20 protein-coding genes are annotated in these 24,197 nt (G+C 53.8%); 9 read left to right on the forward strand and 11 right to left on the reverse strand.

Translation table 11 applies throughout. From position 1 onward, the window contains the following. The 4 genes from ABWP27_RS02925 to ABWP27_RS02940 form a co-directional block, all read left to right on the forward strand. On the forward strand, positions 1 to 456 hold a 456-nt coding region (locus ABWP27_RS02925), incomplete at its 5' end, for a DALR anticodon-binding domain-containing protein (protein ID WP_353153219.1). Positions 457 to 510: 54 nt separating this feature from the next. After that, complete coding sequence (gene gmhB, locus ABWP27_RS02930) at positions 511 to 1,068, forward strand: D-glycero-beta-D-manno-heptose 1,7-bisphosphate 7-phosphatase (protein WP_353153221.1); 558 nt, start codon at positions 511 to 513, stop codon at positions 1,066 to 1,068. A 32-nt stretch (positions 1,069 to 1,100) separates the two neighbouring features. Further along, entirely contained in the window at positions 1,101 to 1,856 is a 756-nt protein-coding gene (locus tag ABWP27_RS02935) for a lysophospholipid acyltransferase family protein (protein ID WP_353153223.1), read from the forward strand. 18 nt (positions 1,857 to 1,874) lie between these two features. Then, positions 1,875 to 2,777, forward strand: coding sequence for a M48 family metallopeptidase (locus ABWP27_RS02940; RefSeq protein ID WP_353153225.1), 903 nt, complete (start codon positions 1,875 to 1,877; stop codon positions 2,775 to 2,777). A gap of 60 nt (positions 2,778 to 2,837) precedes the next feature. Here ABWP27_RS02940 and gloA read toward each other — a convergent pair whose 3' ends face one another. The 5 genes from gloA to ABWP27_RS02965 form a co-directional block, all read right to left on the reverse strand. Beyond that, positions 2,838 to 3,257 carry a lactoylglutathione lyase gene (gloA, locus tag ABWP27_RS02945; RefSeq protein ID WP_353153227.1) on the reverse strand — a complete coding sequence of 140 codons (420 nt, stop codon included), beginning with the start codon at positions 3,255 to 3,257 and terminating at the stop codon, positions 2,838 to 2,840. 87 nt (positions 3,258 to 3,344) lie between these two features. Next, entirely contained in the window at positions 3,345 to 4,112 is a 768-nt protein-coding gene (gene rsmA / locus ABWP27_RS02950; protein WP_353153229.1) for a 16S rRNA (adenine(1518)-N(6)/adenine(1519)-N(6))-dimethyltransferase RsmA, read from the reverse strand. Between the two features lie 50 nt (positions 4,113 to 4,162). Next, on the reverse strand, positions 4,163 to 5,194 hold the full coding sequence (pdxA, locus tag ABWP27_RS02955) for a 4-hydroxythreonine-4-phosphate dehydrogenase PdxA (protein ID WP_353153231.1): 1,032 nt from the start codon (positions 5,192 to 5,194) through the stop codon (positions 4,163 to 4,165). Between the two features lie 24 nt (positions 5,195 to 5,218). Beyond that, positions 5,219 to 6,631 (reverse strand): peptidylprolyl isomerase, encoded by a 1,413-nt coding sequence (locus tag ABWP27_RS02960; RefSeq protein ID WP_353153233.1) that lies wholly within the window; start codon positions 6,629 to 6,631, stop codon positions 5,219 to 5,221. A gap of 16 nt (positions 6,632 to 6,647) precedes the next feature. Then, positions 6,648 to 8,900 carry an LPS-assembly protein LptD gene (locus ABWP27_RS02965; RefSeq protein WP_353153235.1) on the reverse strand — a complete coding sequence of 751 codons (2,253 nt, stop codon included), beginning with the start codon at positions 8,898 to 8,900 and terminating at the stop codon, positions 6,648 to 6,650. 101 nt (positions 8,901 to 9,001) lie between these two features. On the opposite strand from ABWP27_RS02965, the gene ABWP27_RS02970 reads away from it, so the two are divergent. From ABWP27_RS02970 to ABWP27_RS02985, 4 genes are all read left to right on the forward strand, one after another. Continuing rightward, a complete protein-coding gene (locus ABWP27_RS02970) occupies positions 9,002 to 10,039 on the forward strand; it encodes an aminoglycoside phosphotransferase family protein (RefSeq protein WP_353153237.1) in 1,038 nt (345 codons plus the stop codon). 102 nt (positions 10,040 to 10,141) lie between these two features. Further along, a complete protein-coding gene (murU, locus tag ABWP27_RS02975; protein WP_353153239.1) occupies positions 10,142 to 10,852 on the forward strand; it encodes an N-acetylmuramate alpha-1-phosphate uridylyltransferase MurU in 711 nt (236 codons plus the stop codon). A 1-nt stretch (position 10,853) separates the two neighbouring features. Beyond that, on the forward strand, positions 10,854 to 12,188 hold the full coding sequence (locus tag ABWP27_RS02980) for an aminopeptidase P N-terminal domain-containing protein (RefSeq protein ID WP_353153241.1): 1,335 nt from the start codon (positions 10,854 to 10,856) through the stop codon (positions 12,186 to 12,188). Between the two features lie 4 nt (positions 12,189 to 12,192). Continuing rightward, positions 12,193 to 13,332, forward strand: coding sequence for a UbiH/UbiF/VisC/COQ6 family ubiquinone biosynthesis hydroxylase (locus ABWP27_RS02985; RefSeq protein ID WP_353153243.1), 1,140 nt, complete (start codon positions 12,193 to 12,195; stop codon positions 13,330 to 13,332). Between the two features lie 86 nt (positions 13,333 to 13,418). Here the strand turns inward: ABWP27_RS02985 and ABWP27_RS02990 are convergent, their stop codons facing one another. Further along, positions 13,419 to 13,748 carry an HAD family hydrolase gene (locus ABWP27_RS02990; protein WP_353153245.1) on the reverse strand — a complete coding sequence of 110 codons (330 nt, stop codon included), beginning with the start codon at positions 13,746 to 13,748 and terminating at the stop codon, positions 13,419 to 13,421. A 351-nt stretch (positions 13,749 to 14,099) separates the two neighbouring features. On the opposite strand from ABWP27_RS02990, the gene ABWP27_RS02995 reads away from it, so the two are divergent. Continuing rightward, on the forward strand, positions 14,100 to 15,428 hold the full coding sequence (locus tag ABWP27_RS02995) for a D-amino acid dehydrogenase (protein WP_353153247.1): 1,329 nt from the start codon (positions 14,100 to 14,102) through the stop codon (positions 15,426 to 15,428). Between the two features lie 19 nt (positions 15,429 to 15,447). On the opposite strand, the gene ABWP27_RS03000 is transcribed toward ABWP27_RS02995, so the two are convergent. The 5 genes from ABWP27_RS03000 to frc form a co-directional block, all read right to left on the reverse strand. Further along, the gene (locus tag ABWP27_RS03000) at positions 15,448 to 16,287 is read right to left on the reverse strand and encodes a formate dehydrogenase accessory sulfurtransferase FdhD (protein WP_353153249.1); all 840 of its coding nucleotides are present in this window, start codon (positions 16,285 to 16,287) and stop codon (positions 15,448 to 15,450) included. A 210-nt stretch (positions 16,288 to 16,497) separates the two neighbouring features. Continuing rightward, the gene (fdhF, locus tag ABWP27_RS03005; RefSeq protein WP_353153251.1) at positions 16,498 to 19,338 is read right to left on the reverse strand and encodes a formate dehydrogenase subunit alpha; all 2,841 of its coding nucleotides are present in this window, start codon (positions 19,336 to 19,338) and stop codon (positions 16,498 to 16,500) included. A 31-nt stretch (positions 19,339 to 19,369) separates the two neighbouring features. Then, a complete protein-coding gene (locus tag ABWP27_RS03010) occupies positions 19,370 to 21,073 on the reverse strand; it encodes an NADH-ubiquinone oxidoreductase-F iron-sulfur binding region domain-containing protein (protein WP_353153253.1) in 1,704 nt (567 codons plus the stop codon). Between the two features lie 171 nt (positions 21,074 to 21,244). Beyond that, positions 21,245 to 22,387: an ABC transporter substrate-binding protein gene (locus ABWP27_RS03015; RefSeq protein WP_353153255.1), complete on the reverse strand. Its 1,143-nt coding sequence runs from the start codon at positions 22,385 to 22,387 to the stop codon at positions 21,245 to 21,247. 450 nt (positions 22,388 to 22,837) lie between these two features. Continuing rightward, the gene (gene frc, locus ABWP27_RS03020) at positions 22,838 to 24,088 is read right to left on the reverse strand and encodes a formyl-CoA transferase (protein ID WP_353153257.1); all 1,251 of its coding nucleotides are present in this window, start codon (positions 24,086 to 24,088) and stop codon (positions 22,838 to 22,840) included. Positions 24,089 to 24,197 lie beyond the last annotated feature (109 nt).

Genomic DNA, 24,197 nt, shown 5'->3' on the forward strand with positions numbered 1-24,197 from the left:
GGCTATAGCGCGCAAGAGATCGATGCCGTGCTTGCCTTGCAACCGCAAAAACTGGCTGATGTCGCCAGCCGCCTGGCCGCAGTACGCACCTTCGCCGCTCTGCCGGAAGCGCCAGCCCTGGCCGCCGCCAACAAGCGCGTCGGCAATATCCTGAAAAAGGTCGATGGCGAAGTAACCGCGAAAGTCGATTCCGCACTACTGAAGGAAGCGGCAGAAATCGCCTTGAATCAAACGCTGGTGGCGGTCAAGCCGCAAGCCGATGCAGCATTTGCGCGTGGCGACTATGCGGCATCCCTGCAGGCATTGGCGGCATTGAAAACACCGGTCGATGCATTCTTTGAAAGCGTGATGGTGAATGCCGATGATGCAGCATTGCGCAACAACCGGCTGGGCTTGCTGGCCACCTTGCACCATGCGATGAATCAGGTCGCCGATATTTCCAAGCTGGCTGCCTAAGCCGCACTCGAATCAAGGCACACTGGCATCATGCAATTTTCTGGAGCTGATCCGATGAAACTGATAATTCTTGATCGCGATGGCGTCATCAATCACGACTCGGATACCTTCATCAAGGCACCGCATGAATGGATTCCGATTCCGGGCTCGCTGGAAGCGATTGCGCGCCTGAATCAGGCCGACTATCGCGTGGTCGTCGCCACCAATCAATCCGGCATCGCACGCGGCATGTTCAATATCATGGCGCTCAATGCCATTCATCAGAAAATGCATGCGGCAGCGCTATCGGTAGGTGCGGAAATCGACGCCGTATTCTTTTGCCCGCATGCAGCCGACGATGGCTGCGACTGTCGCAAACCGCAGCCCGGCATGCTGCATGCCATTGCCAAGCGCTTTGAAATCAATCTCAAGGGCGTGCCTATGGTCGGCGATTCACTGCGCGACCTGCAAGCCGGTTTCGTGGCTGGTTGCACGCCTTACCTGGTACTCACCGGTAAAGGCGAAAAAACGCGGGAAAAAGGCGGTTTGCCGCCGGGAACGACGAGCCACGCCAATCTTGCAGCCGTCGTCGATCACTTACTGAAAACACCTGTACTCGGTCACGCCGTCTAGACCATCGCACCGCATATCTATCTGGAGTTTTAATGTCACAAGCCATTCTGTTTTTGCGTTCCCTGCTGTTTGCGCTGGTGATGCTGGTCGTTACCCTGATCTGGGCACCGGTCTGCTTTCTGGCAGCGCCACTGCCTTACAACAAACGCTACTTCATCACCTCGCGCTGGAACGTCTTCATCATCTGGCTGGCAAAAGTCCTGTGCGGCATCCGCTATCAAATCAAGGGCTATGAAAATCTGCCGGATCAACCCGTGATCCTGCTCTCCAAACATCAATCGGCATGGGAAACGATTTTCCTGCTGTGCAAAATGACACGCCCGCTGGTATTCGTATTCAAGAAAGAATTGCTCTACGTGCCTTTCTTCGGCTGGGCGCTCGGATTGCTGCGCATGATTCCCATCGATCGCAACAGCGGCAAGGACGCATTTGCGCAAGTCATCACGCAAGGTAGAAAACGTCTGGCAGATGGTCAGTGGATCATCATGTTCCCGGAAGGTACGCGCATTCCGGTCGGACAAACCGGCCGTTATAAAGGCGGTGGTGCGCGACTGGCGGTCGAAACCAATACCGTCGTCGTGCCTATCGCCTTGAATCCGGGCGAGTGCTGGCCGAAAAATTCATTCATCAAGAAACCGGGACTGGTGACCGTGTCCATCGGCAAACCGATATCGCCGGAAGGATTAACTGCAGTGGAACTGATGCAGCAGGTCGAAAATTGGATAGAATCTGAAATGCGGGTCATCTCACCAGATGCCTATCCTGCAACAGCATCGAAAAACCAATAATAAACGGCGCACCTATCCTTGAAGCTGCTTCGTCATACATCGCCCGATCCGCAACAGCTTGCGCTGCAGCTAGACTTCTTTTCGTCCGATTTTTCGTCGCAACCGCGGATCGATCATCCAGCTCCCAAGCACTCACCTGGCTCACTGCTGCCCAATACACCGGCGCCGAAAACCGAAACGCCCGCCCCCATACCAACCGGCAAACGCCGCGTGCAAGTCGCCGAACATGCGCTGGACTACACGCTGGTGCGCTCCAAGCGCCGCTCGATCGGATTCATGATCGACGACGACGGCTTGCGCATCACGGCGCCGAAATGGGTGACGCTGACGGAAATTGAAAATGCCATCATCGAAAAACAGCGCTGGATTTTTACCAAGCTCAATGAACGGCGCGAACGTTCTGCGCGTCGTCTGCAACCGCAAATGGAATGGCGCGACGGCGGCACGTTGCCCTATCTGGGCCATGACATCACGCTGCGCATTCTTGCCACGCAGGCCGCCGGCATTCTGTACGATCCGGCCACGAAAGAATTGACGGTCTGTCTGCCATCGGATGCTGCCGAGCAGCAGTTGAAGGATCGCGTACAAGGCTGGTTGCAACTGGAGGCCAAACGTATTTTTGCCGAACGTCTGCCGGTCTATGCGGAAAAACTCGGCGTCAGTTATCAGTCTTTCGCACTGTCGTCAGCCATGACGCAATGGGGTTCATGCACAGCGGATGGCAAGATACGCCTGAACTGGCGCCTGATTCATTTCGCCTTGCCGTTGATCGATTATGTGATTGCGCATGAGCTCTCGCATTTGCGCGAGATGAATCACAGCCCGCAGTTCTGGGCCACCGTACAATCTGTCTTTCCGGAATTTGCGGCAGCGAAAAAAGCCTTGCGCGATCACGCGCCGGAGACGCTGCCCATCTTTTGAACGATGCCGGCTGACGGCACCGCTTCAAACTTGCACTGTCAGTTGTAATTTCCAACCAAACTATACATGGCGACCAGACTCTTCCGGACGCTCATCATCTTTGCGTTCGATGAACTCGATCTTGTAACCGTCAGGATCGGTCACGAAGGCAATCACCGAGTTGCCACCCATGACCGGCCCTGCCTCGCGCGTCACATTGCCACCGGCCGCTTTCACATCCGCGCACGCCTTGTATGCGTCATCGACCGAAATGGCGATGTGCCCGTAAGCCGTACCCATATCGTAATGATCGGTGCCGTGGTTATATGTCAGCTCCAGTTCGGCATGATCGGGATTGCTGCCATATCCGAGAAAGGCCAGCGTGTATTTGTACTCGGTATTTTCCTTGGTACGCAGCACTTTCATGCCCAGTACCCTGGTGTAAAAATCGATGGACCGCTGCAAATCGCCGACGCGAAGCATGGTGTGAAGAATGCGCATGGAGATCTCCGCAATACGAATTGAATGAAGCGCCTATTTTATGCCGATCGCGTATTTCCTGCCGACGATACGCTGCAGCCAATTTGCTTACAGGCGATTGGCAAGCGCGACGTATTGCGCGAGTGGAATGGTTTCCGGGCGCATTTGCGGATCGATGCCGACTTCGATCAAATCACTTTCGACAAACATCCCTGCCAGGCAATTACGTATGACTTTGCGGCGTTGCGAAAATGCCTTCAACACGACTTGTTCCAGCTTCTCCTGATCGCAATGCAAGGGATTCGGTAAGGGGATCATGCGCACAATCGCGGACTCCACGCGCGGTGGCGGATCGAATGCGGTCGGCGGCACAACGAACATCAACTCCATGTGATAACGCCATTGCAGCATCACCGACAGGCGGCCGTAGGCTTTGCTGCCCGGCTCCGCCACCATGCGCTCCACGACTTCCTTTTGCAGCATAAAATGCTGGTCCTGCACGTGCGGCGCCATCTCTGCCAGATGAAACAGCAAAGGGCTGGAAATGTTGTACGGCAGATTGCCGACTACGCGCAATTTGCTGCCGGCAGGAACCGGAATTGTCGAAAAATCGAATTGCAATGCGTCTGCAGAATGGATGATCAGTTTTTTTGGATCAAAGGTTTTTTTCAAACGTTCAACCAGATCACGATCCAGTTCCACCACATGCATCTGGTTCACTCCCTCCAGCAACAGCCGTGTCATGGCAGCGAGACCAGGGCCGATTTCCACCATCGTATCCTGCGGTTGCGGATCGATCGCGCGAATGATGTTGTGCAGGACGCCATCGTCCGTCAGGAAATTCTGGCCGAAGCGTTTACGGGGGATATGTTTCATGGATATGCGGTTCTGGCCGAAATAAATCAGCGGGTTATTTATTCGACAGTCTAGGCAGCCACTTTGGCTGCAGCGGCCATTTGGGCGGCAACACGTATTGCTTCCAGCATGCTGCCATGATCGGCCTGGCCGAGACCGGCCGCAGCCAGATCGAGCGCCGTGCCGTGATCGACCGAAGTGCGGATGATGGGCAAGCCCAGTGTGATATTGACACCCAGACCGAAGCTGGCGTATTTCAATACCGGCAAACCCTGGTCGTGATACATCGCGAGTACGCAGTCGGCATCTGCCAGCAGCTTCTGCTGGAACAGCGTATCGGCCGGATACGGACCGTGCACATCGTAGCCTTTGGCTTGTGCCGCCTGCAATACAGGCGTAATCACATCGATTTCTTCACGTCCCAGATAACCGCCTTCGCCGGCATGCGGATTCAAGCCGGTAACCAGTATGCGCGGTTTGGCGATGCCGAATTTTTTCTGTAAATCTGCATGCAGAATATCGATGATGCCGGATAGGCTTTCAAACGTAATCGCTGCCGCAACATCTTTCAAGGCCAGATGCGTCGTTGCCAAAGCCACTCGCAAAGGCTGCGGCGTCGCATTCGTTGCCAGCATCATCACCACTTGTGAAGTGCCGGTTTTATCGGCCAGGTATTCGGTATGGCCGGTGAACGGAACACCGGCATCGTTGATCGTGCTTTTCTGCAGCGGCGCAGTCACGATCGCATCGAACCAGTTCTGCATCGCGCCATCGATTGCGATATCCAGCGTTTGCAATACGTAACGACCGTTTTGCGCATCCAGCCTGCCAGGCACGACATGTGCAGCCAGCGGGCAATCGATGACGGTAATCTGGTCGCGTGGAAATGCGGGCAGGCCGCTATTGCGCACCGCCTGCAAGGACAGTGCAGATAAATGAATATCCGGATTGATGGCGTTAGCGATCATAGCCAGAAAGGCGGCATCGCCTATCAATATGCTTTTTACATCGGCGCGCAACTCCCATGCGGCGCGAATGGAAATTTCCGGGCCGATGCCGGCCGGTTCGCCGCAGGTAATCGCAATGGTCGGGCGCTTACTCACGGCACCCGCGCAGTATGGAGGACATTATCTTTCTTCCAGCCGATATTCAACATAGGCGCGATCGCGCAGCTGACGCAACCAGTCCTGCGTCGCTTCTTCCACTTTTTGTGCGCGTAGTGTTTGTCGCACTACCAGACGCTGGCGCTCTTGCGATACATCGTCGCTCTTGCGTTCCTTCACAAGAATCAAATGATAGCCGAATGGCGATTCAATCGGCTCGCTCACTTCACCGACCGGTAAGGCATCCATTGCGCGCTCGAATTCCGGCACCGTATCACCAGGATAAATCCAGCCAAGATCGCCGCCTTTGGAGGCCGAGAAATCGTTGGAATACAGGCGTGCCAACTCTTCAAAAGTAGCGGCCTTGTTGTCGAGACGCTGTTTCAGTTCGGTCAATTTGCGACGTGCATCGGCAGCCGAGACAACCTGATTCACCTTGATCAGGATATGGCTGGCATGTGTTTGCTTGACGGTATTGGCCGCTGCCGGATTGGCGCCTGATGCTGCACGCAATACGCTCTGCGTGCGTTTTCCCAGCACCTTCAGGATATGGAAACCGTTGCCGCTTTTGACCAATGGCGCAATCTGTCCCTGTTGCAGATTGGCGGTCGCATCGACAAATAACTGCGGCAATCTATCCTGTGTACGCCAACCCAGATCTCCGCCTGTCAGGCCATCCGTTCCATCCGAATAGGCCGCAGCCAATTTGGCAAAATCACCGCCCGCGTTCAATTGTGCAAGCACTTCTTCCGCGCGTTTCCTGCTCTCGGCCAGTTGCTGCGGCGTGGCGTTTTCCGGCACACGAATCAGGATTTGTCCCAGGTTCAACTCTTGCGGAGCATTCGCATTGGAGCCGCTATGTTCGGCCATATAGGCATCCACTTCCGCATCCGATACCTGTATCTTGTTATCGACTTCACGCTCACGCAAACGCTGCAAGATCATCTCGTTGCGAATCTCATTGCGAAACTGGGAGTAGACCATGCCATCCTGTTCCAGACGTTTGCGGAACTCAGGCATCGTCAATTGATTCTGGTCTGCTATGCGGGCTATGGCACGATCCAGCATGGCGTCATCCACCTTGATGCCGGACTCCTTGGCTTGCTGCAATTGTGCCCGCTCAACGATCATGCGTTCCAGTAATTGACGCTGCAATTGTTCCATCGGCGGCATTTGCCCGCCCTGGCCTTTCAGACGATTTTCAATCACCTTGAGACGCTCGATGAATTCATAGCGCGTAATCACTTCATTATTTACCACTACCAGAATGGCATCCGCCAGACGCGGCTGTACGCTAGACGGCGCTGCGTTAGCCGGCGTCATGTTTTGCGCCGTGACGCTCGTCACCAAACCGCTCATCAGTCCCAGCAAAATCAAGGCATGCTTGCCAGCCCGCGTGAGCTTGCGAATAGTGGAGACAGGATAAAAATTAACCATGAGTTTACGTACCAGCTTAATAGTTGATATTGGAAGGTTTATTGATGGCTTGATAGCCAGGAATACTCGTGCGCAGTGCTTCCATCGGATCGGAGCCCAGCTTGGTCAGGCCGCTTAATTCCAGCTGGAAAAAGAGCGAAGTCGTGGATTTTCCTGTTGCTGTCGGAATGCGTTGCGCGACGACGCGGAAGATCCAGCAGTCAGCCTTGTATTCCAGACCGAGCAAGCCTTCGGACAAGCCCTGCTTGGGTGGTACATTTATTTGTTTATAACCTGGCCGGTTTGCGTAATCGTTTGATAATGAATAGTTCATCCGACCAACGCCGTACCAGCGATCACCTAGCGGCCATTGACCGGATACGTCGACCTGGCGCAAGGCATTCGGTACATCAACGCGGTAAGCCAGATTCAATACTTTCTTCGGTTCCGGTCGCCAGCTCACACTCGCATTACCGCGGCTGACGGTTTTCTGGGTAGAGCTGTATTGCAGATTGCCTTCCGTACTCAAGGCATTTGAAATTCTGAGTGTACCGGAAGCGAGGATATCGGATTTGTTATCGCCTTGCGGCACCACTCCCGGCAGCGTTACTCTTTGATCTTCAAAATAAAAACGTTGAGCAAGCGCCACGCGCAAGCGTTCCGCGCCGCTTGATTCTATATAGCGTGAAACCAGCGCAGTCGTCAGCTGGTTCGCATCGCTGATGCGATCGTTGCCGATAAAACGGTTTTCACTGAAAATTTGTGCAAAACTCAGATCTGCTTCTGCAGAGTCGAAAACCGGATTGGCCTGATTGCGATAAGGCGTCTTCACGTAAAACAGCCGTGGCTCCAGCGTTTGCGTCGCCGCTTCGCCGAAAATATTAGTCTCGCGCTCGAAGATCAGTCCGCTATCCAGCGAAAAGGTAGGCAAGGTGCGGTTATAGCTGGAATTAGCTCTCGTCAGCGGATCCTGCACGCTATAGCTGGCAGCGTTCAGGGAAACTTTCGGTGTCACAAAATAGCTGGGGCGTACGATAGGGTATGACAGACTGGGATTGACTACATAACGTTCACCGCGTACCAGGTCGGGGTGCCAGAAACGTGTTGCTTCGACAGTCGTTGCCCAGTCAAAACCGTTGACGTCCTGCCGCCCAGCCTGCAGCGTCAGTTGCGGCAGACGATCGTAAGGACGCGTAATCGGCGCCAGCACATCTTGCAAAACCTGGTAGTTGGATGCACGCGCCGTCGCACTCCAGAAATCCTCCGCATAGTTGAAGTACAAATCGCGCAATAACAGGCGTTCGGTACTGGTGGCCAGATTGCGTGAAAAATCGATCGCATAATCGTCGTCCGACGCAGCCTTGACGTTCCAGCCGAAGGAGGCTTGCGGGCTCAGCCTCTGAGCATGCGTAGAGGCAATCGAATAACGATTCGTTTTGGTCTGCGTATCATTGGGCAAAAACTCAATCTTGGTTTCACCTGCATAATCGCGATCCAGATAGCGCGCCTCTGCACCCAATTGGAAACCACGGCGCGCAATATATTTCGGAAACAAGGTCAAATCGCGGTTCGGCGCAATATTGAAATAATACGGCACCATCACTTCAAAACCACCGGTGCTGGTGGTGCCCATGGTCGGCACCAGCATGCCCGACTTGCGCGCGTCCGACAGCGGGAAAGACATATACGGCGTGCCGAGTATCGGTACGCCCTTGAAATAGATCATGGTCGTGCCTGCAGTACCGACATCCTTGCCGGTATCCAGGTGCATGGTGTTCGACTTCAAGTACCAGTCGGGGTCCGGGCCTTCACAGGTGCTATAGGTACCCTGGGTAATCAGCGCCCTGTCTTCCGCCTCGAAATCGATACGTTCGGCCTGGCCTTGCGCATTGTTCCCCTGCATATGGTAGGTTGGGTTGGTAACATAACCCTTTCCCTCATCCATCTTGAAACGCATCTTGTCGCCGGTATAGCGATCGCCAAAGCGATTCATCCGCACATTACCGCTCGCCTCAACTTCATCTTCTGCTATCCAGTACGTTGCATGATCCGCATTGAGCGTGGTTTCGCCGCGTATGATTTCAACGTCGCGCTCCAGAATGATTTCCCGATCCGGGCGTCCGGTCATCTGCTCCGAGCTGACGCGCGTTTCCGCTTCCGGATCTTTGACCTTCGCCGGTTTGACAGCGGTCTGGGCAGAAGCAAACGTCGATGCCGAAACCGCCGCCACCACGGCAGTCAGCGTAGTGGCGAAACGTTGAGAAGAACGGAATGAGAAAAGCCAGGTCATGAAAATAAAGTTTTGAGTACCATCTCTGGCGTTTTTTTGAATTTAATCCCTTATTATATGGGAACTCCCCGCCCATAAACCGGATTACCTAGGCTCGCTTCATGTCTTTACACACTGCATCTGACTCCTCTGACGACCTGCGTCTGAGTGAATTGAAAAAATGGCTTTCCTCCCTGCCCGCCCCCGCGCTGCGGACTGCAACACTCAGGCCGGCCTCATCCGATGCCAGCTTCCGGCGCTATTTCCGCATCGACGGCGCCGACAGCTCCAGTTACATCGTCATGGACGCCCCACCGCCGCATGAAGATGTCCGCCCTTTCATTCATGTCGCCGATGTATTCGGCGCCAGCGGCGTCTCCGTGCCTGGCATTCTGGCACAGGATATAACACAAGGCTTTTTATTATTGTCGGATCTGGGATCGACCACGTACCTGCAATTGTTAAATCCGGACAATGCACACACGCTGTACATGGATGCGATCAATGCGCTGGTGCAAATCCAGCTGCACAGCACGCCAGCCGCACTCCCCGAATACGACCGTGCGCTGCTGCTGCGCGAATTGATGCTCTTTCCCGAATGGTATATCGGCAAGCATCTCGGCCTGACCATGACCGAGAAGCAGACGGCAACACTAAATCAGGTATTCGATGCCCTGCTCGCCAATAATCTGGCGCAAGCGCAAGTCTATGTGCATCGCGATTACCATTCGCGCAATCTGATGGTGCTGCAGAAGGGCAATCCCGGCATACTCGACTTTCAGGATGCGGTGTACGGTCCGATCACCTACGATCTTGCCTCATTGCTACGCGACGCCTATATCCAGTGGGACGAGGAAATCGTGCTCGACTGGGCAATTCGCTACTGGGAACGCGCCAAGCGTGCCGGTCTGCCGGTCAATCCAGACATCGATTCCTTCTACCGCGATTTCGAGTACATGGGCTTGCAGCGCCATCTGAAAGTGCTCGGCATTTTTGCGCGCCTTTACCACCGCGATGGCAAGGATGCCTACCTGAAGGATATGCCGCTGGTGATGGAATATACGCGCAAGGCCGCACATCGCTACAAGGAATTGGCACCGCTGGTGAAGCTGCTCGACGAGCTGGAAGACAAGGCGCCGCAAGTCGGCTATACGTTTTAAGCGGCGCTGTACGCCAGCTGCAATACCGGCGGCGCACTTGCATCGGCTGAACCGCAACACAGCCCACGACATTTATTTATCCAAACAACGATTGCGACAATAATGAAAGCGATGATTTTCGCTGCCGGACGCGGTGAAAGAATGCGTCCGCTGACCGATACCTGCCCCAAGCCCTTGTTGAAGGTGCGCGGACGCCCGCTGATCGTCTGGCATATTCTGAACCTGGTGCGCGCCGGCATTAAGGATATCGTGATCAACCATGCACACCTCGGCAGCATGATAGAAGAAGCGCTCGGCAACGGCGAGCAATTCGGCGCCAGCATCGTTTATTCGGCTGAAGGTGAAGCGCTGGAAACCGCAGGTGGCATCGCAAAAGCACGCCATCTTTTGGGCGACGAGCCGTTTCTGGCCCTTGCAGCGGATATCTATTGTCCCCACTTTGACTTCAAGCAGACCACAGGCGTGCTGGAAGACAACGACGTATGGGGCAATCCGTATCCGCTCGATCAACGCGATGTTGCATGGCTGTATCTGGTGAAAAATCCGCTGCACCATCCGCAAGGCGATTTTGCACTGCACAGTTTTTCCATCGCCAACGAGGGTGAACCCAGGTTTACTTTTTCCGGCATCGGCGTATACCGGCCATCGATGTTCGATTCGATCATCGCCGGCGAATCCGCCAAGCTGGCGCCGCTGTTGCGCGAATATGCAGCACGCGGCCAGGTCGGCGGCGAACTGTATCGCGGTGACTGGACCGATGTCGGCACGGCAGAAAGATTGGCCGAACTGAACGCACCTTTGACAGGAAATTAAAATGAAAACGTATGCCGATCGACGCGCATCACTGATGGCGCAAATGCAGGCCAAAGGCGGTGGCATCGCCATCATCCCGACCGCACCGGAAGTCATGCGCAACCGCGATGCGGACTACCCGTATCGACACGACAGCTACTTTTACTATCTGTCCGGCTTCACCGAACCGGAAGCAGTCATCGTGCTGGTCGCCGGCGAAAAAAATCAGGCTATCCTGTTCTGCCGCGAAAAAAATATGGAGCGCGAAATCTGGGATGGCTTTCGCTACGGTCCCGAAATCGCGCGCAGCACTTTCGGTTTTGATGCCGCTTATCCGATAGAAGCGATCGACACCGAATTGCCCAGACTGATGGCCAATGCGCCGGCACTGTTTTATGCACTCGGCAGCGACAGCAAGCTCGATGCACAAGTCCAGCGCTGGCTGCAAAACGTGCGTACACAGGCACGCGCCGGTGTCACGCCGCCGACTGCCGCCTACGATGTACATGTATTGCTGGATGAAATGCGCCTGACCAAGGACGCTGGCGAAATCGACATCATGCAACGCTCGGCCGACATCGCTGCCGCCGCGCATAGGCGTGCGATGCGCATCGCGCGTCCAGGGTTGCGCGAATATCATCTGGAAGCGGAAATCCTGCACGAATTCCGCAATAACGGTTCGCAGTTTCCGGCTTACGGTTCCATCGTCGCCACCGGTGCAAATGCCTGCGTATTGCACTACCGTGCCAGCGACGTCGAATTGAAAGATGGCGATCTCGTTCTCATCGATGCCGGGTGTGAACTCGATAGCTATGCTTCGGATATCACGCGCGCATTTCCGGTCAATGGAAAATTCTCGGGTCCGCAAAAAGAACTGTATGAAATCGTGCTGGCATCGCAATATGCGGCGATCGCAGAAACGCGTCCGGGAAAACGCTTCATGGATGGCCACGATGCCGCTGTCAAAGTGCTCGCGCAAGGCATGCTCGATACCGGTCTGCTCGATAAGAACAAGGTCGGCTCACTAAGCGACGTCATTGAGCATCGCGCCTACAATCAGTTCTATATGCACCGCACCGGCCACTGGCTGGGCATGGATGTACACGATGTCGGCGAATATCGTGATGCTGCCGTAAACGGTGCAGAGAAACCATGGCGCACGCTGCAGGCCGGCATGGTACTGACCGTTGAACCGGGCATCTATGTACGGCCGGCAGAAGGCGTGCCCGAACAATACTGGAATATCGGCATCCGCATTGAAGACGATGCAGTGGTCACCGCTGACGGCTGCCATATCCTGAGCGCGGCCGCACCAAAAACCGTAGCCGATATCGAAGCCCTGATGAAGCACGACTAGCAATATGCAAACCGATTTCGATATCGCCATTTGCGGTGCAGGCCCGGTAGGGCTGACGCTTGCCGCCTTGCTGGTCAGGCACGGAATTGCGCCTGAGCGACTCGCATTGATCGATGCAAAAACCATAGAGCAAACCTCGCGCGATCCACGCTCGATCGCATTGTCTTATGGCAGCAGGCAGATATTTGAAACGATGCATGCATGGCCGATTGCAGCAACGCAAATCAATCAGATCCACGTTTCGCGACGCGGCCATTTCGGCCGCACGATGATAGAGCGCGAAGAATACGATTTGCCGGCGCTCGGTTACGTCACGCGCTACGGTGCCATCGTCACGGCCTTGAATGCGCAGGTATCCACGCTCGGCATTTCCCTGCTCCGTCCGGCAAGCGTCAGCGCTCTGACTGAAAACGATGATGCCGTCACACTCACATTTGCTGATCGCGAAGCTATCACCGCCAACATCGTTGTGCAAGCCGAAGGCGGCATCTTTACCGAGCAAACAAAAAAAGCCACACACCGCGATTACGGACAAACGGCCATCGTCGCGCATGTCAACGTCAGCGTAGCGATTCCGCATCGTGCCTTCGAGCGCTTTACGAATGAAGGTCCACTGGCGCTCCTGCCCCAGGACGATGGTTATGCATTAGTGTGGTGTGTAAGAGCGGATACTGCTCAACGCTTGCTTGCATTGAGCGACGCGCAATTTATGGAAGAACTGGGCACTGCATTCGGCACGCGTCTGGGACGCTTTACCGCGACCACACAACGCAATACTTTTCCGCTGGGTCTGAACGCACACGCCAACGCATCGGCAAGAATTGTTGCGATCGGCAACGCTGCACAGACGCTGCATCCGGTTGCCGGTCAGGGTCTCAATCTAGGCTTGCGGGATGCCACCGTGCTGGCAAAACTGCTGGCAAGGCAGGCGGGGCCGACAGCGTTGCAGGAATTTTCAGCCAGTCGCCTGGCTGATCGCAATGCAACCATACAGTTGACCGACATCATGGCAAGGATTTTCGCAGCGACATCTGCAGGTGGAATCTCGCAAGCCCTGCTGGGATTTTCATTGGGGCTGGTCGATGGTATCAAGCCTGCGAAAAAATTACTGGCAGAGCAGATGATGTTTGGTCGACGTTCCTGACAGATACTAAACACTAGCCGGAATAAAAAAAGCCGCTCCGAATCCCGGGCGGCTTTTTTATTCAGAAAATCATGAACCAATAATGGTCAAACGCCTACTTCTGCGCGTTGAAATTCAGCCCAGTTGACGGTCGCGGCCTTCTTGGCGCCATTGTCGGTCATCGTTTCAAAACAGCGCGCCTTGGTGCTTTGAATCGCGTCGATCAGGAAATCTGCGTCATACACTTTCAGCAAATGCGCTTGATGCGTTTCCATGTAGGTCTTGATGCGATCGCGTTCGCACGGCAGGCTTTGCAGCGCATGGAAAACATCGCTATCCCAGTGCCAGCTCAGGCCGAGTTCGTAAAACGCTGCGTTGTAAGCAGCCAGATGGCATTCAACTGCATTGCCTATCGGACATTGTTCAAATTCGAGCATTGCACTTCTCCTTCGGTATGTGCACGTCACTGCGGAAACCAGTCCGCACTTCAATTTGCAGACTACGGGCACATCGTAAAGGCTAAAAATGATTAGGTATAGTTAAAGTATTTAATGAGGATCATTACCTATAGATAATGATATTGGCCGCATCAACGACACATATTTCGCAATAAAAACCGGCATGAAAGAATGAATTTCAACGCTTTATCGCGATTCTTGACAGTCGTCATAGGCAATGTCCCGGCGAACACGGTATTGTTTTAGCTTACGGCTGCATACGGCAAGCCGGCTGCATCTGCGACGCTGGCCCGCAGGCACCTCACGAAATATCTCGGGATTGATCGCGTCATGAAAGTCATCGTTTTGGGTTCGGGCATTATCGGTACGGCATCGGCATGGTTCCTGAACAAGGCTGGGCACGAGGTCACCGTCATTGATCGTCAACCCGGCGCGGCGCAGGAAACCAGCTTCGCCAACGGTTGCCAGATATCGGTATCGCACGCCACACCGTGGGCAAATAAAACCGCCCCGATGACAATTCTCAAATCGCTGGGCAAGGAAGACGCGCCTTTGCTGTATCGCTTCCGTGCCGAATGGCTGCAATGGAAATGGGGCATGAATTTTTTGCGCGAATGCATCCCCGCACGCACCGTACGCAACATTCACCAGATTGTTGCCATCGCCGAATATAGCCGCCAAACCTTGCAGGCTGTGCGCAGCGAAGTCGACATAGACTACAACTGCCTCACACGCGGCATCCTGCACTTTTATACCAATCAAAAGGACTTTGACGAATCCCTGGCATCCGCCGCCGTGATGCGCGACCTGGGTTGCCCGCGCACGCCGATGACAGCCGACGAGGCCGTCAAACTGGAGCCGGCATTGGCGCACATCCGTCCACAGATCGTCGGTGCAGATTTCACTGAATCCGACGAATCCGGCGACATCTATAAATTCACCACCGGGCTGGCGCGCAAGGCACAGGAACGCGGCGTGCACTTCCAATTCAACACGACGGTAACTCGCCTGATCACTGAAGGCAGCGGCGCTGCAGCACGTGTGACAGGGGTAGAAGTCATTGATGCAGAAGGTCGTCATCAGACGCTGCATGCCGATGCATTCGTGATGGCGCTGGGCAGTTTTTCCGTAGCGCTATTGCAGCCGCTCGGCATCAAACTGATGATCTATCCGGGCAAAGGCTATTCGGCTACCTACCCGCTTTTGAATGCCGATCTGGCGCCTACCGTATCGCTGATTGATGACGGTTACAAACTGGTGTTATCGCGCCTGGGCGACAAGTTGCGCGTCGCAGGCACTTGCGAATTCAACGGTTATACAAGGGAATTGAATGCCACACGCTGCGCGGCAATTACGCGCCGCACCCGCGAATTGTTTCCGGACGCATGCGACTATGAACAACCGGCATATTGGGCTGGCTTGCGCCCATTGACGCCCTCCAACGTGCCTTACATCGGCAAGACAAAGTTCAGCAATCTATTCCTGAATACCGGACATGGTTCATTGGGCTGGACCATGGGTTGCGGTTCGGGACGCGCCATTGCAGACATCGTTTCCGGCCATCAGCCGGAAGTCGATTTTGCTTTCACCGGCATGGCGTCACACAAGATGTCCGGCCACGCGTCAATGCCGGCGTGCCCGGATCGGCACACTGCCTGACAACTACATTCGGCTGAATTTACGGTGTCGCTTCCAGCGCCGCCACCTCATCAAAGATGATGCGATCGACGCCGCTCAGCAACAGAAAATGCTTTCCACTGCAACGTGCGATCAGCGACATGTTTAAACGTTCTGCCACCATGTGTCCCATTTGTGTAGCGCCCGAACGAGACAGCAAAAACGGTATGCCCATCTGCGCGCCTTTCATCACCATTTCGGAAGTCAAACGGCCGGTGGTATAAAAGATCTTGTCTTCACCACCCATCCCATCGAACCACATCTTGCCGGCGATCGTATCGACTGCATTGTGGCGACCGACATCCTCGACAAAATGAATCAATTCGCCGGTGGCCGAAAACAATGCGCAACCGTGCACTGAGCCTGCCTGCTTGTACACCGAACGATGCGTACGGATGGTGTCTATAACTTTGTACAAGATCGATTGCTTCAGGCGTGCATCGGACGGCAGGGATATCGAATCGACTTCATCCATCAAACCGCCAAACACCGTGCCCTCACCGCCACCTGTCGTGATGGTGCGCTTTGCCGTGCGTTCGGCAAAATCATCTATGCCGTTACGCGTGACCACTGCGGCCGCATCAACATCCCAATCGACCTGTACCGACAGGATATCTTCGATATTTCTGATGAAGCGCTGATTGCGCAAATAACCCAGCGTCAAAGCTTCAGGCGCGCCACCCAGAGTCATCAAGGTCACCAGCTCACGCTTGTCTACATAGATGGTCAATGGCTGTTCAGCCGGAATCGAAATCATCGATATGCGGCCGCGCTCATCCATGACCTCAACGTCATGCGTCAGCTTGCGGATTGCATGGGATAAAACCGGACGAACATTCATAAGCAGAACAATGAAAGTGAAAAAATACACTGCAAACGGGCTATTGTTCCCCGCAGTGAATAAAAAGCGATATCAGGATTATGACATCACAAGGTTTCACATATACAGCAAGCCGTCCTATTTCATATCAGCCAGCCAAATAAAAACCGGCACCTGCTGCAAGAGCAGATGCCGGTTCACATTTACAACTGCCTATCAGGCAAAACTACCTTAGTTGAGCGCCAGACTATTCGTCAGGTTTTCCAGGGCTTGACCACCACCGTAGCTGGTTTGTACCGGTGCCGCACCACCAAGGTGGATACGGATCGCACAGTATTTAAACTCTGGAATCTTGCCGAACGGATCAAGCGCAGCATTCGTCAAACGGTTAATTGCCGCTTCGTAGTAGCAGAACGGTACGAATACCGCGCCACGTGGCGAACTATCGTCCGCACGTGCATACAACGAAACCTGACCGCGACGCGATTCCAGCGTGATGATGTCGCCCGGCTTGCCACCCATGTTTGCCAAGTCGAGTGGATGAATCAACGCGATTGGATCCGGTTCAATCGAATCCAGCACGGTTGCACGGCGAGTCATACTGCCGGTGTGCCAGTGTTCGAGTTGGCGACCTGTAATCAAGACCATCGGATATTCGGTATCCGGACGTTCCGCTGCAGGAATGATATCCGCAGGTACGAAACGCGCACGACCGGATTCACGCGGGAAGCTGTCCACGAACACGACTGGCTCACCTGGATCGCCTTCTTTTTCACATGGATAGGTCACGGAATCTTCACGCTCCAGACGCTCCCATGTGATACCAGCGATGCTAGGCATGGTGTGACGCATTTCGTCGAATACTTCGGACACATGCTTGTAGTGCCAGTCGCAACCAAGACGATTTGCCATTTGCTGGATGATCCACAGATCCTGCTTGGCTTCGCCTGGCGGGTTCAATGCCTGACGACCCATTTGCACGGTACGGTCAGTATTCGTGAAGGTACCGGTTTTTTCCGGGAAGGCGCTAGCCGGCAAGATGACATCCGCCAGATAAGCGGTTTCGGTCAGGAAGATATCCTGCACAACCAGATGATCCAAAGCGGCCAAGGCTTCACGTGCGTGGTTGGCATCCGGATCGGACATTGCCGGATTTTCACCCTGCACATACAGACCGCGGATTTTGCCGTCGGTGATGGCGTGCATGATCTCGACCACAGTCAGACCTGGTTCCGGATCCAGCAAATCTACCGACATATTCCATGCTTTTGCAAAGTTGGCACGGATCTTAGGATCGCTAACGCTTTGGTAATCCGGATATACCATCGGGATCAAGCCCGCATCGGAAGCACCTTGCACGTTGTTTTGACCACGCAATGGATGCAAGCCGGTACCAGGGCGACCGATTTGACCTGTCATCAGAGACAAGGCGATCAGGCAACGCGCATTATCGGTACCGTGAATATGTTGCGATACGCCCATACCCCACAGAATCATCGATGCTTTTGATGTTGCGTACAGACGTGCAACATAACGCAGCGTTTCTGCATCGATACCGCAGATAGGCGCCATCAGTTCAGGCGTGTAGCCTTCAACGTTCTTGCGCAACTCTTCGTAACCGATGGTGCGGCTTTCGATAAATTCTTTATCGACCAGACCTTCGGTGACGATCACGTTCATCATCGCGTTCAACATGGCAACGTCGGTATCAGCCTTGAATTGCATGAAGCGATGCGCGATACGCGACATGTCTGTGCGACGTGGATCGCAAACGATCAGCTTGGTGCCGTTGCTGACTGCATTCTTGATCCAGGTTGCAGCAACCGGATGGTTCACGGTTGGGTTGGCGCCGATGATGATGACGACTTCTGCCTTGGTGACGTCCATCACTGGATTCGACACTGCGCCGGAACCAATACCTTCCAGCAGTGCGACAACTGACGATGCGTGGCACAAGCGTGTGCAGTGATCGACGTTGTTGCTACCGAAACCGGTACGTACCAATTTCTGGAACAGGTAGGCTTCTTCGTTGCTGCCTTTTGCCGAGCCGAAACCGGCCAGCGACTTTTTACCGTACGTATCGCGGATTTTGGCGAACTTGCCGCCGGCCACTTCCAGCGCTTCTTCCCATGTCGCTTCGCGGAATACTTCCATCACGCGATCCGGATCCATGATGAAGTCGCCGCGTTTAGGCGCGTCAGCACGACGGATCAAAGGCTTGGTCAGGCGATGTGGATGGTTTGCATAATCGAAACCGTAACGACCTTTGACACACAGACGCTCGCGGTTGGCAGGACCATCGCGACCTTCAACGTAAAGAATCTTGTTGTCTTTGATGTTGTAAGTCAGTTGGCAACCGACGCCGCAATATGGGCAAACGGAATCAACTTGCTTGTCAGGGACATTCATCGCTACATCGCGAGCCGGCATCAGCGCACCGGTTGGGCAAGCCTGTACGCATTCGCCGCAAGCGACGCAAGTCGAGGCACCCATAGGATCGTCCATATCGAACACGATCTTCGCGTGATCGCCGCGGAATGCCAGGCCGATCACGTCGTTCTCTTGCTCGTCGCGGCAAGCACGTACGCAACGCGTACATTGAATACATGCGTCGAGATTGACCGTCATCGCAGGGTGCGAGAAATCAGGAGCGACTTTTGCACGTGCTTCAAAACGTGGCTTGCCGACTTCCATTTTCGCAGCCCATTCGTCCACTTCATTGTGGCGCGTATAGTCGGCTTCCGGCATGTCGGACTGCAACAGCTCCAACACCAGTTTTTGCGATTTCACTGCGCGTTCGCTTTCGGTATTCACTTTCATACCGTTGGTCGGATTGCGACAGCAAGAAGGAGCCAGGACGCGTTCGCCATTGATTTCGACGACGCACGCACGGCAGTTGCCGGCTGTGTCCATGCCTTCTTTGTAGCAAAGATGCGGAATCTCGATGCCTTCGCGCTTGGCGATGGTCAACAGCGTATCGGTTGCACGGCCGGTTACTTCGCGGCCATTCAATTCAAACGTTACTGTCGGCACTTCGAGTTGTGCCATTTCGCTTCGGGTAATTGCGTTCATTATCTTTTCACCTTAATCCGGGGCTACGTGCTTAAGCCAACTCATGCGGGAAGTACTTGACGACACAGTCGATAGGGTTAGGCGCAGCCTGACCCAAACCGCAGATCGACGAATCGCGCATAACCAATGACAGATCTTCCAGTAAACCAACATCCCACTTCGGTTTCTTGATCAATTCTGCTGCTTTTGCAGTACCGACACGGCATGGTGTGCACTGACCGCAGGATTCATGTTTGAAGAAGTCCATCATGTTGCGTGCCGCTTGTACCGCAGTATCTTTATCCGACAGAACGATGACCGCAGCCGAACCGATAAAGCAGCCGTATGGTTGCAAGGTATCGAAATCAAGCGGAATGTCATTCATCGTGGCAGGCAAGATGCCACCCGATGCGCCGCCTGGCAGATAGCCGTAGAACTTCTGGCCATCCAGCATGCCGCCGCAATGCTCATCGATCAACTCCTGAATCGTGATACCGGCCGGTGCCAGTTTGACGCCAGGATTTTTCACGCGACCGGAGACCGAGTAGGAACGCAAACCTTTGCGACCATTACGGCCATGCGATGTGAACCACTCGCCGCCTTTTTCCAGAATGTCGCGTACCCAGTACAGGGTTTCAAAGTTGTGCTCCAGCGTAGGACGGCCGAACAAACCAACTTGCGCCACGTAAGGTGGACGCAGACGCGGCATGCCGCGTTTGCCTTCGATCGATTCGATCATCGCGGATTCTTCACCGCAGATGTAAGCGCCAGCGCCGCGACGCAGGAAAATTTCCGGCATGTTGGCGATAGGCGGATTGGCTTTCAGTTTCGCCAATTCCGCTTCCAGCATCGTGCGGCAACCGTGGTATTCATCGCGCAGATAGATATAGATTGTTTGGATATCGACGGCCCATGCAGCGATCAGCATGCCTTCGAGGAAACGGTGCGGATCTTTTTCCAGATAGACGCGATCCTTGAATGTACCTGGCTCGCCTTCATCGATGTTCACAGCCATCAGACGTGGCCCTTTTTCGCCACGCACGATGCGCCATTTGCGACCGGATGGGAAGCCTGCACCACCCAGACCGCGAAGACCGGAATCTTCCATCGTTTTGATGACGGATTCGACATCGCGCTCACCGGAAATGCATTTTTTCAACAGCTCGTAGCCACCAACTTTGTTGTATTCCACAAAATCAACAATTTCGCCTACCGGCTGAGTAATCTGGTTATTACCAACAGCTGTTTCCACTGCCTCGGCTGTTGCATGAATGATCGGATTTTGGCCAACCACCGCGACCGGTGCCTGTTCGCAACGACCGACGCAAGGTGCTGCGATCACACGCACTTCCTTGCCCAGAATTTTTGGCAGCTTGGCCAGCAGATCGCGTGCGCCAGCCATTTCGCAAGACAAGCCGTCGCACACGCGAACGGTCAATGCCTGCGGCGCTGTATCACCTTCTTTAACGATATCAAAGTGGTGGTAGAAGCTCGCAACTTCATAAACTTCAGTTTGTGCCAGACGCATTTCCTGCGCCAGCGCAGCCAGATGACTGGAAGCCAAATGACCAAATTTATCCTGAATTTTGTGCAGATGTTCAATCAGCAAATCGGCTTGACGCGATTCATCGCCCAAGAGCGCACGCACTTCTTCCAGCGCAACCGGATCAACCCGACGACCTTTAGGCGCCTGGCGTTTACGCTCTTTCGTATTTACAACTTCCTGCACTGCAATTGGGATAACTTTGTGGTTCATGATAGTTCCTAATCAACTTACAAACACCGGACCGTTATCCGGGTTTTATCAACGTGCGCCTTGTACGACTTACAGATCGCAAAGACTTTTCCGTCTTTGCGATCGCCTCATTCCAACATCCATCCAGCTCATTACCAATATCTACCAACAACAGACGATTTCAACGTATTTTCAGCGTATATATCGTCCATCTTTTCCTATCAGAGTCAATTCGACAAAATTGCTGCCGGTGTGATCCTTCTCGCTATAACTGAGCGACAAGCCACCCATATCAACCCTCTGCATGGTTTCCAATCCGCGCATAAAACCGTCGCGCGTCAGATTGCGACCTGCACGGCGCAAACCTTCAACCATGACTTTCGCCGACAAATATCCTTCCATTGCGGCGTAAGAAATCGTTGCACCTGTGGCTTTCGCCGCAAGCTGGAATTCTTTACCCAAACCATTCGACGCAAGATTCGGCGGCGGTGTCACTTGCGACAAAATCACGCCAGCCGCATCAGGCCCCAGATCCTTGATGAAATCCTGTGACGAGTTATTCGACAGCGTCATGATTTGCATTCTGCCGCCATGCGCGCGAATCGCCTTGATCACATCCACCGTATTCGCGCCCGAACTCACGATGATCAGTGCGTCCGGTGTTGCCTTTACCAACTTGAGTGCGACCTCATTCACGTTCGGTTTCAAACGCGGAAAGATTTCAATAAAAGCAGGCGTCAATTTGTATTCCGCCATACCCTTGTTAAAACCATTGAGCCCATCGAGCCCGAGCGCATCATCCTTTTCGTACGTCAGCAAACCAATGTTTTTAAATCCAAGCGTTTTGAAATGCTCAACCGCCTTGACTACTTCATCCTGATACTTCGCCCGTACATTGAATACCCAGCGATTAACCGGCGTATGCAAACTTTCCGCTCCCGTACTCGGCGCAATCAGCGGCACGTTACTGCTCGCCAGTTGAGGCAGGATCGCAATGGTGTGCGGTGTACCGCGACTTTGAAACAATGCGAAAACCTTGTCCTTCTCTATCAGCGCCTTGGCATTAGCGCGCGACTTTTCCGGCAAATACTGATCGTCCAGCGTACGTATTTCAATCTTGCGGCCATTTACACCGCCTTGCTTGTTGACGGCAGCGATATACGCATGCGCGCCCTCATTCATTTCCTTGACCGTGCCGGCCACTGTGCCGGTCAGACCGATGGTTTGGCCTATCAGGATGGTGTTATCCGTAACGCCATCTTCGGCATAAGCCACTTGCAAAACACTCGCTATCAACAATGCTGCCGGTAGTACTTGTCCCCATCGCCTGCTCATCGGCCATCTCCTCAGAAATCTACATATATGCTTTTTTTTGCATAACCTAGGTTCCTTCAGGTGCGCGTATCTTATCGAGGCGCCCCCACCCTAAGCATTGACCGAGATCAATTTTCCACATGATCTAGAGTACATATGCGTATTCGGCTATTAAAAACAATAAGAAAATCCCTCTTCTGCCTTTATTTGCGCAGTAAAAAGAATCATTCTCATTTGAATTGCTTGTTAATGCCAGTTAGCAATGCTATCTCAAAATGCTTAGAGTGCCTATTCAAGCACTACATCCCCACCAGCTGAATTAAACATATATTTTCAAGCATATGTTCTCGCTCCAATTAACCAGGCACTCCACTTTTTGATGCACCCGACATTCATTCACCCAAATAAAAAAGCCTCCACCCATTCGGGTAGAGGCTTTGTATAGCAGGACGACTATGGTCTGTGCTTTATTTAGGAGATCACACCATCTTGACGCAAGTCGGCAATCTGTTCCGCGCTATAGCCAAGCTGGCCAAGCACTTCTTCAGTATGCTCGCCCAGCAACGGCGAACGCGTCACATCGGTTGGACTATCCGACAGCTTGATCGGATTACCAACCGTCAGATATTTGCCGCGTACAGGATGATCAACTTCGACGATCGTGCCGGTTTCACGCAAGGATGGCTCTTCAGCGATTTCCTTCATCGACAAGATCGGACCGCAAGGGATGTCGAACTTGTTGAGGATGTCCATTGCCTCAAACTTGGTTTTGGTCTTGGTCCATTCCTCGACAGCTGCGAAGATTGTCTTCATATGATTCACACGCAATGCAGGCGTTGCAAACGACGGATCAGCAAGCCACTCCTCTTTGCCAATTACCTTGCAGACTGAATCCCAGACGGCACCCTGATTGACGAAATAGATGTAGGCGTTTGGATCTGTTTCCCAGCCTTTGCATTTCAGGATAGAACCAGGCTGACCACCACCCGATGCATTGCCGGCGCGTGGCACGGAATCGCCAAATGGAGTATCCGGATATTGCGGGTATTCCTTCATGACGCCGGTGCGTTCCAGACGCTGCTGATCGCGCAGCTTGACGCGGCACAGATTCAACACGGCATCTTGCATAGGCGCCAAAACTTTTTGGCCACGACCACTTGTCTGACGTTGCAGCAATGCTGCGAGAATACCCAGTGCGAGGTGCAAGCCGGTACCGCTGTCGCCGATTTGCGCACCGGTGACCATTGGTGGGCCATCATCGAAACCTGTAGTCGAGGCAGAGCCGCCGGCGCATTGCGCGACGTTTTCATACACTTTGCAATGCTCGTATGGGCCAGGGCCAAAACCCTTGACTGACGCAACGATCATTTTTGGATTGAGTTCGTTAATACGTTCCCAGGTAAAACCCATACGGTCGAGTGCACCAGGCGCGAAATTCTCTACCAGGACATCACATTCCTTGATCAATGTTTCGAGCACTTGCTTCCCTTTCGGGTTTTTAGTGTCGAGCGTGATCGAACGCTTGTTATGGTTGAGCATCGTGAAGTAGAGACTGTCTGCTTCCGGGATGTCACGCAATTGACCACGCGTGGCATCACCTTCGCCTGCACGTTCCACCTTGATGACATCTGCACCGAACCACGCCAGCAATTGGGTACATGTCGGACCCGATTGCACGTGCGTGAAATCAAGAATGCGATAGCCGCTTAATGCCTTACTCATTCACTACTCCTATCTTGGACCAGAAGCGCAAACAGACAGATGCCCGCCCGCGCCATGTTGAGCTAATAAAATATTGCGCATGGGTTGAACCTTGGTAGCCTGGGCGTAT

The sequence above is a fragment of the Herminiimonas fonticola genome (genome assembly GCF_040395855.1).
Lineage (GTDB): Bacteria > Pseudomonadota > Gammaproteobacteria > Burkholderiales > Burkholderiaceae_D > Oxalicibacterium > Oxalicibacterium fonticola_A.

Coding starts and splice junctions, on each gene's coding strand:
- ABWP27_RS02935 (WP_353153223.1), top strand. CDS start 1,101: ATGTCACAAGCCATTCTGTTTTTGCGTTCCCTGCTGTTTGCGCTGGTG.
- ABWP27_RS02965 (WP_353153235.1), bottom strand. CDS start 8,900: ATGACCTGGCTTTTCTCATTCCGTTCTTCTCAACGTTTCGCCACTACG.
- ABWP27_RS02970 (WP_353153237.1), top strand. CDS start 9,002: ATGTCTTTACACACTGCATCTGACTCCTCTGACGACCTGCGTCTGAGT.
- ABWP27_RS02960 (WP_353153233.1), bottom strand. CDS start 6,631: ATGGTTAATTTTTATCCTGTCTCCACTATTCGCAAGCTCACGCGGGCT.
- ABWP27_RS02995 (WP_353153247.1), top strand. CDS start 14,100: ATGAAAGTCATCGTTTTGGGTTCGGGCATTATCGGTACGGCATCGGCA.
- frc (WP_353153257.1), bottom strand. CDS start 24,088: ATGAGTAAGGCATTAAGCGGCTATCGCATTCTTGATTTCACGCACGTG.
- ABWP27_RS02985 (WP_353153243.1), top strand. CDS start 12,193: ATGCAAACCGATTTCGATATCGCCATTTGCGGTGCAGGCCCGGTAGGG.
- murU (WP_353153239.1), top strand. CDS start 10,142: ATGAAAGCGATGATTTTCGCTGCCGGACGCGGTGAAAGAATGCGTCCG.
- gmhB (WP_353153221.1), top strand. CDS start 511: ATGAAACTGATAATTCTTGATCGCGATGGCGTCATCAATCACGACTCG.
- ABWP27_RS03010 (WP_353153253.1), bottom strand. CDS start 21,073: ATGAACCACAAAGTTATCCCAATTGCAGTGCAGGAAGTTGTAAATACG.
- ABWP27_RS02980 (WP_353153241.1), top strand. CDS start 10,854: ATGAAAACGTATGCCGATCGACGCGCATCACTGATGGCGCAAATGCAG.
- fdhF (WP_353153251.1), bottom strand. CDS start 19,338: ATGAACGCAATTACCCGAAGCGAAATGGCACAACTCGAAGTGCCGACA.
- rsmA (WP_353153229.1), bottom strand. CDS start 4,112: ATGAAACATATCCCCCGTAAACGCTTCGGCCAGAATTTCCTGACGGAC.
- gloA (WP_353153227.1), bottom strand. CDS start 3,257: ATGCGCATTCTTCACACCATGCTTCGCGTCGGCGATTTGCAGCGGTCC.
- ABWP27_RS03015 (WP_353153255.1), bottom strand. CDS start 22,387: ATGAGCAGGCGATGGGGACAAGTACTACCGGCAGCATTGTTGATAGCG.
- ABWP27_RS03000 (WP_353153249.1), bottom strand. CDS start 16,287: ATGAATGTTCGTCCGGTTTTATCCCATGCAATCCGCAAGCTGACGCAT.
- ABWP27_RS02990 (WP_353153245.1), bottom strand. CDS start 13,748: ATGCTCGAATTTGAACAATGTCCGATAGGCAATGCAGTTGAATGCCAT.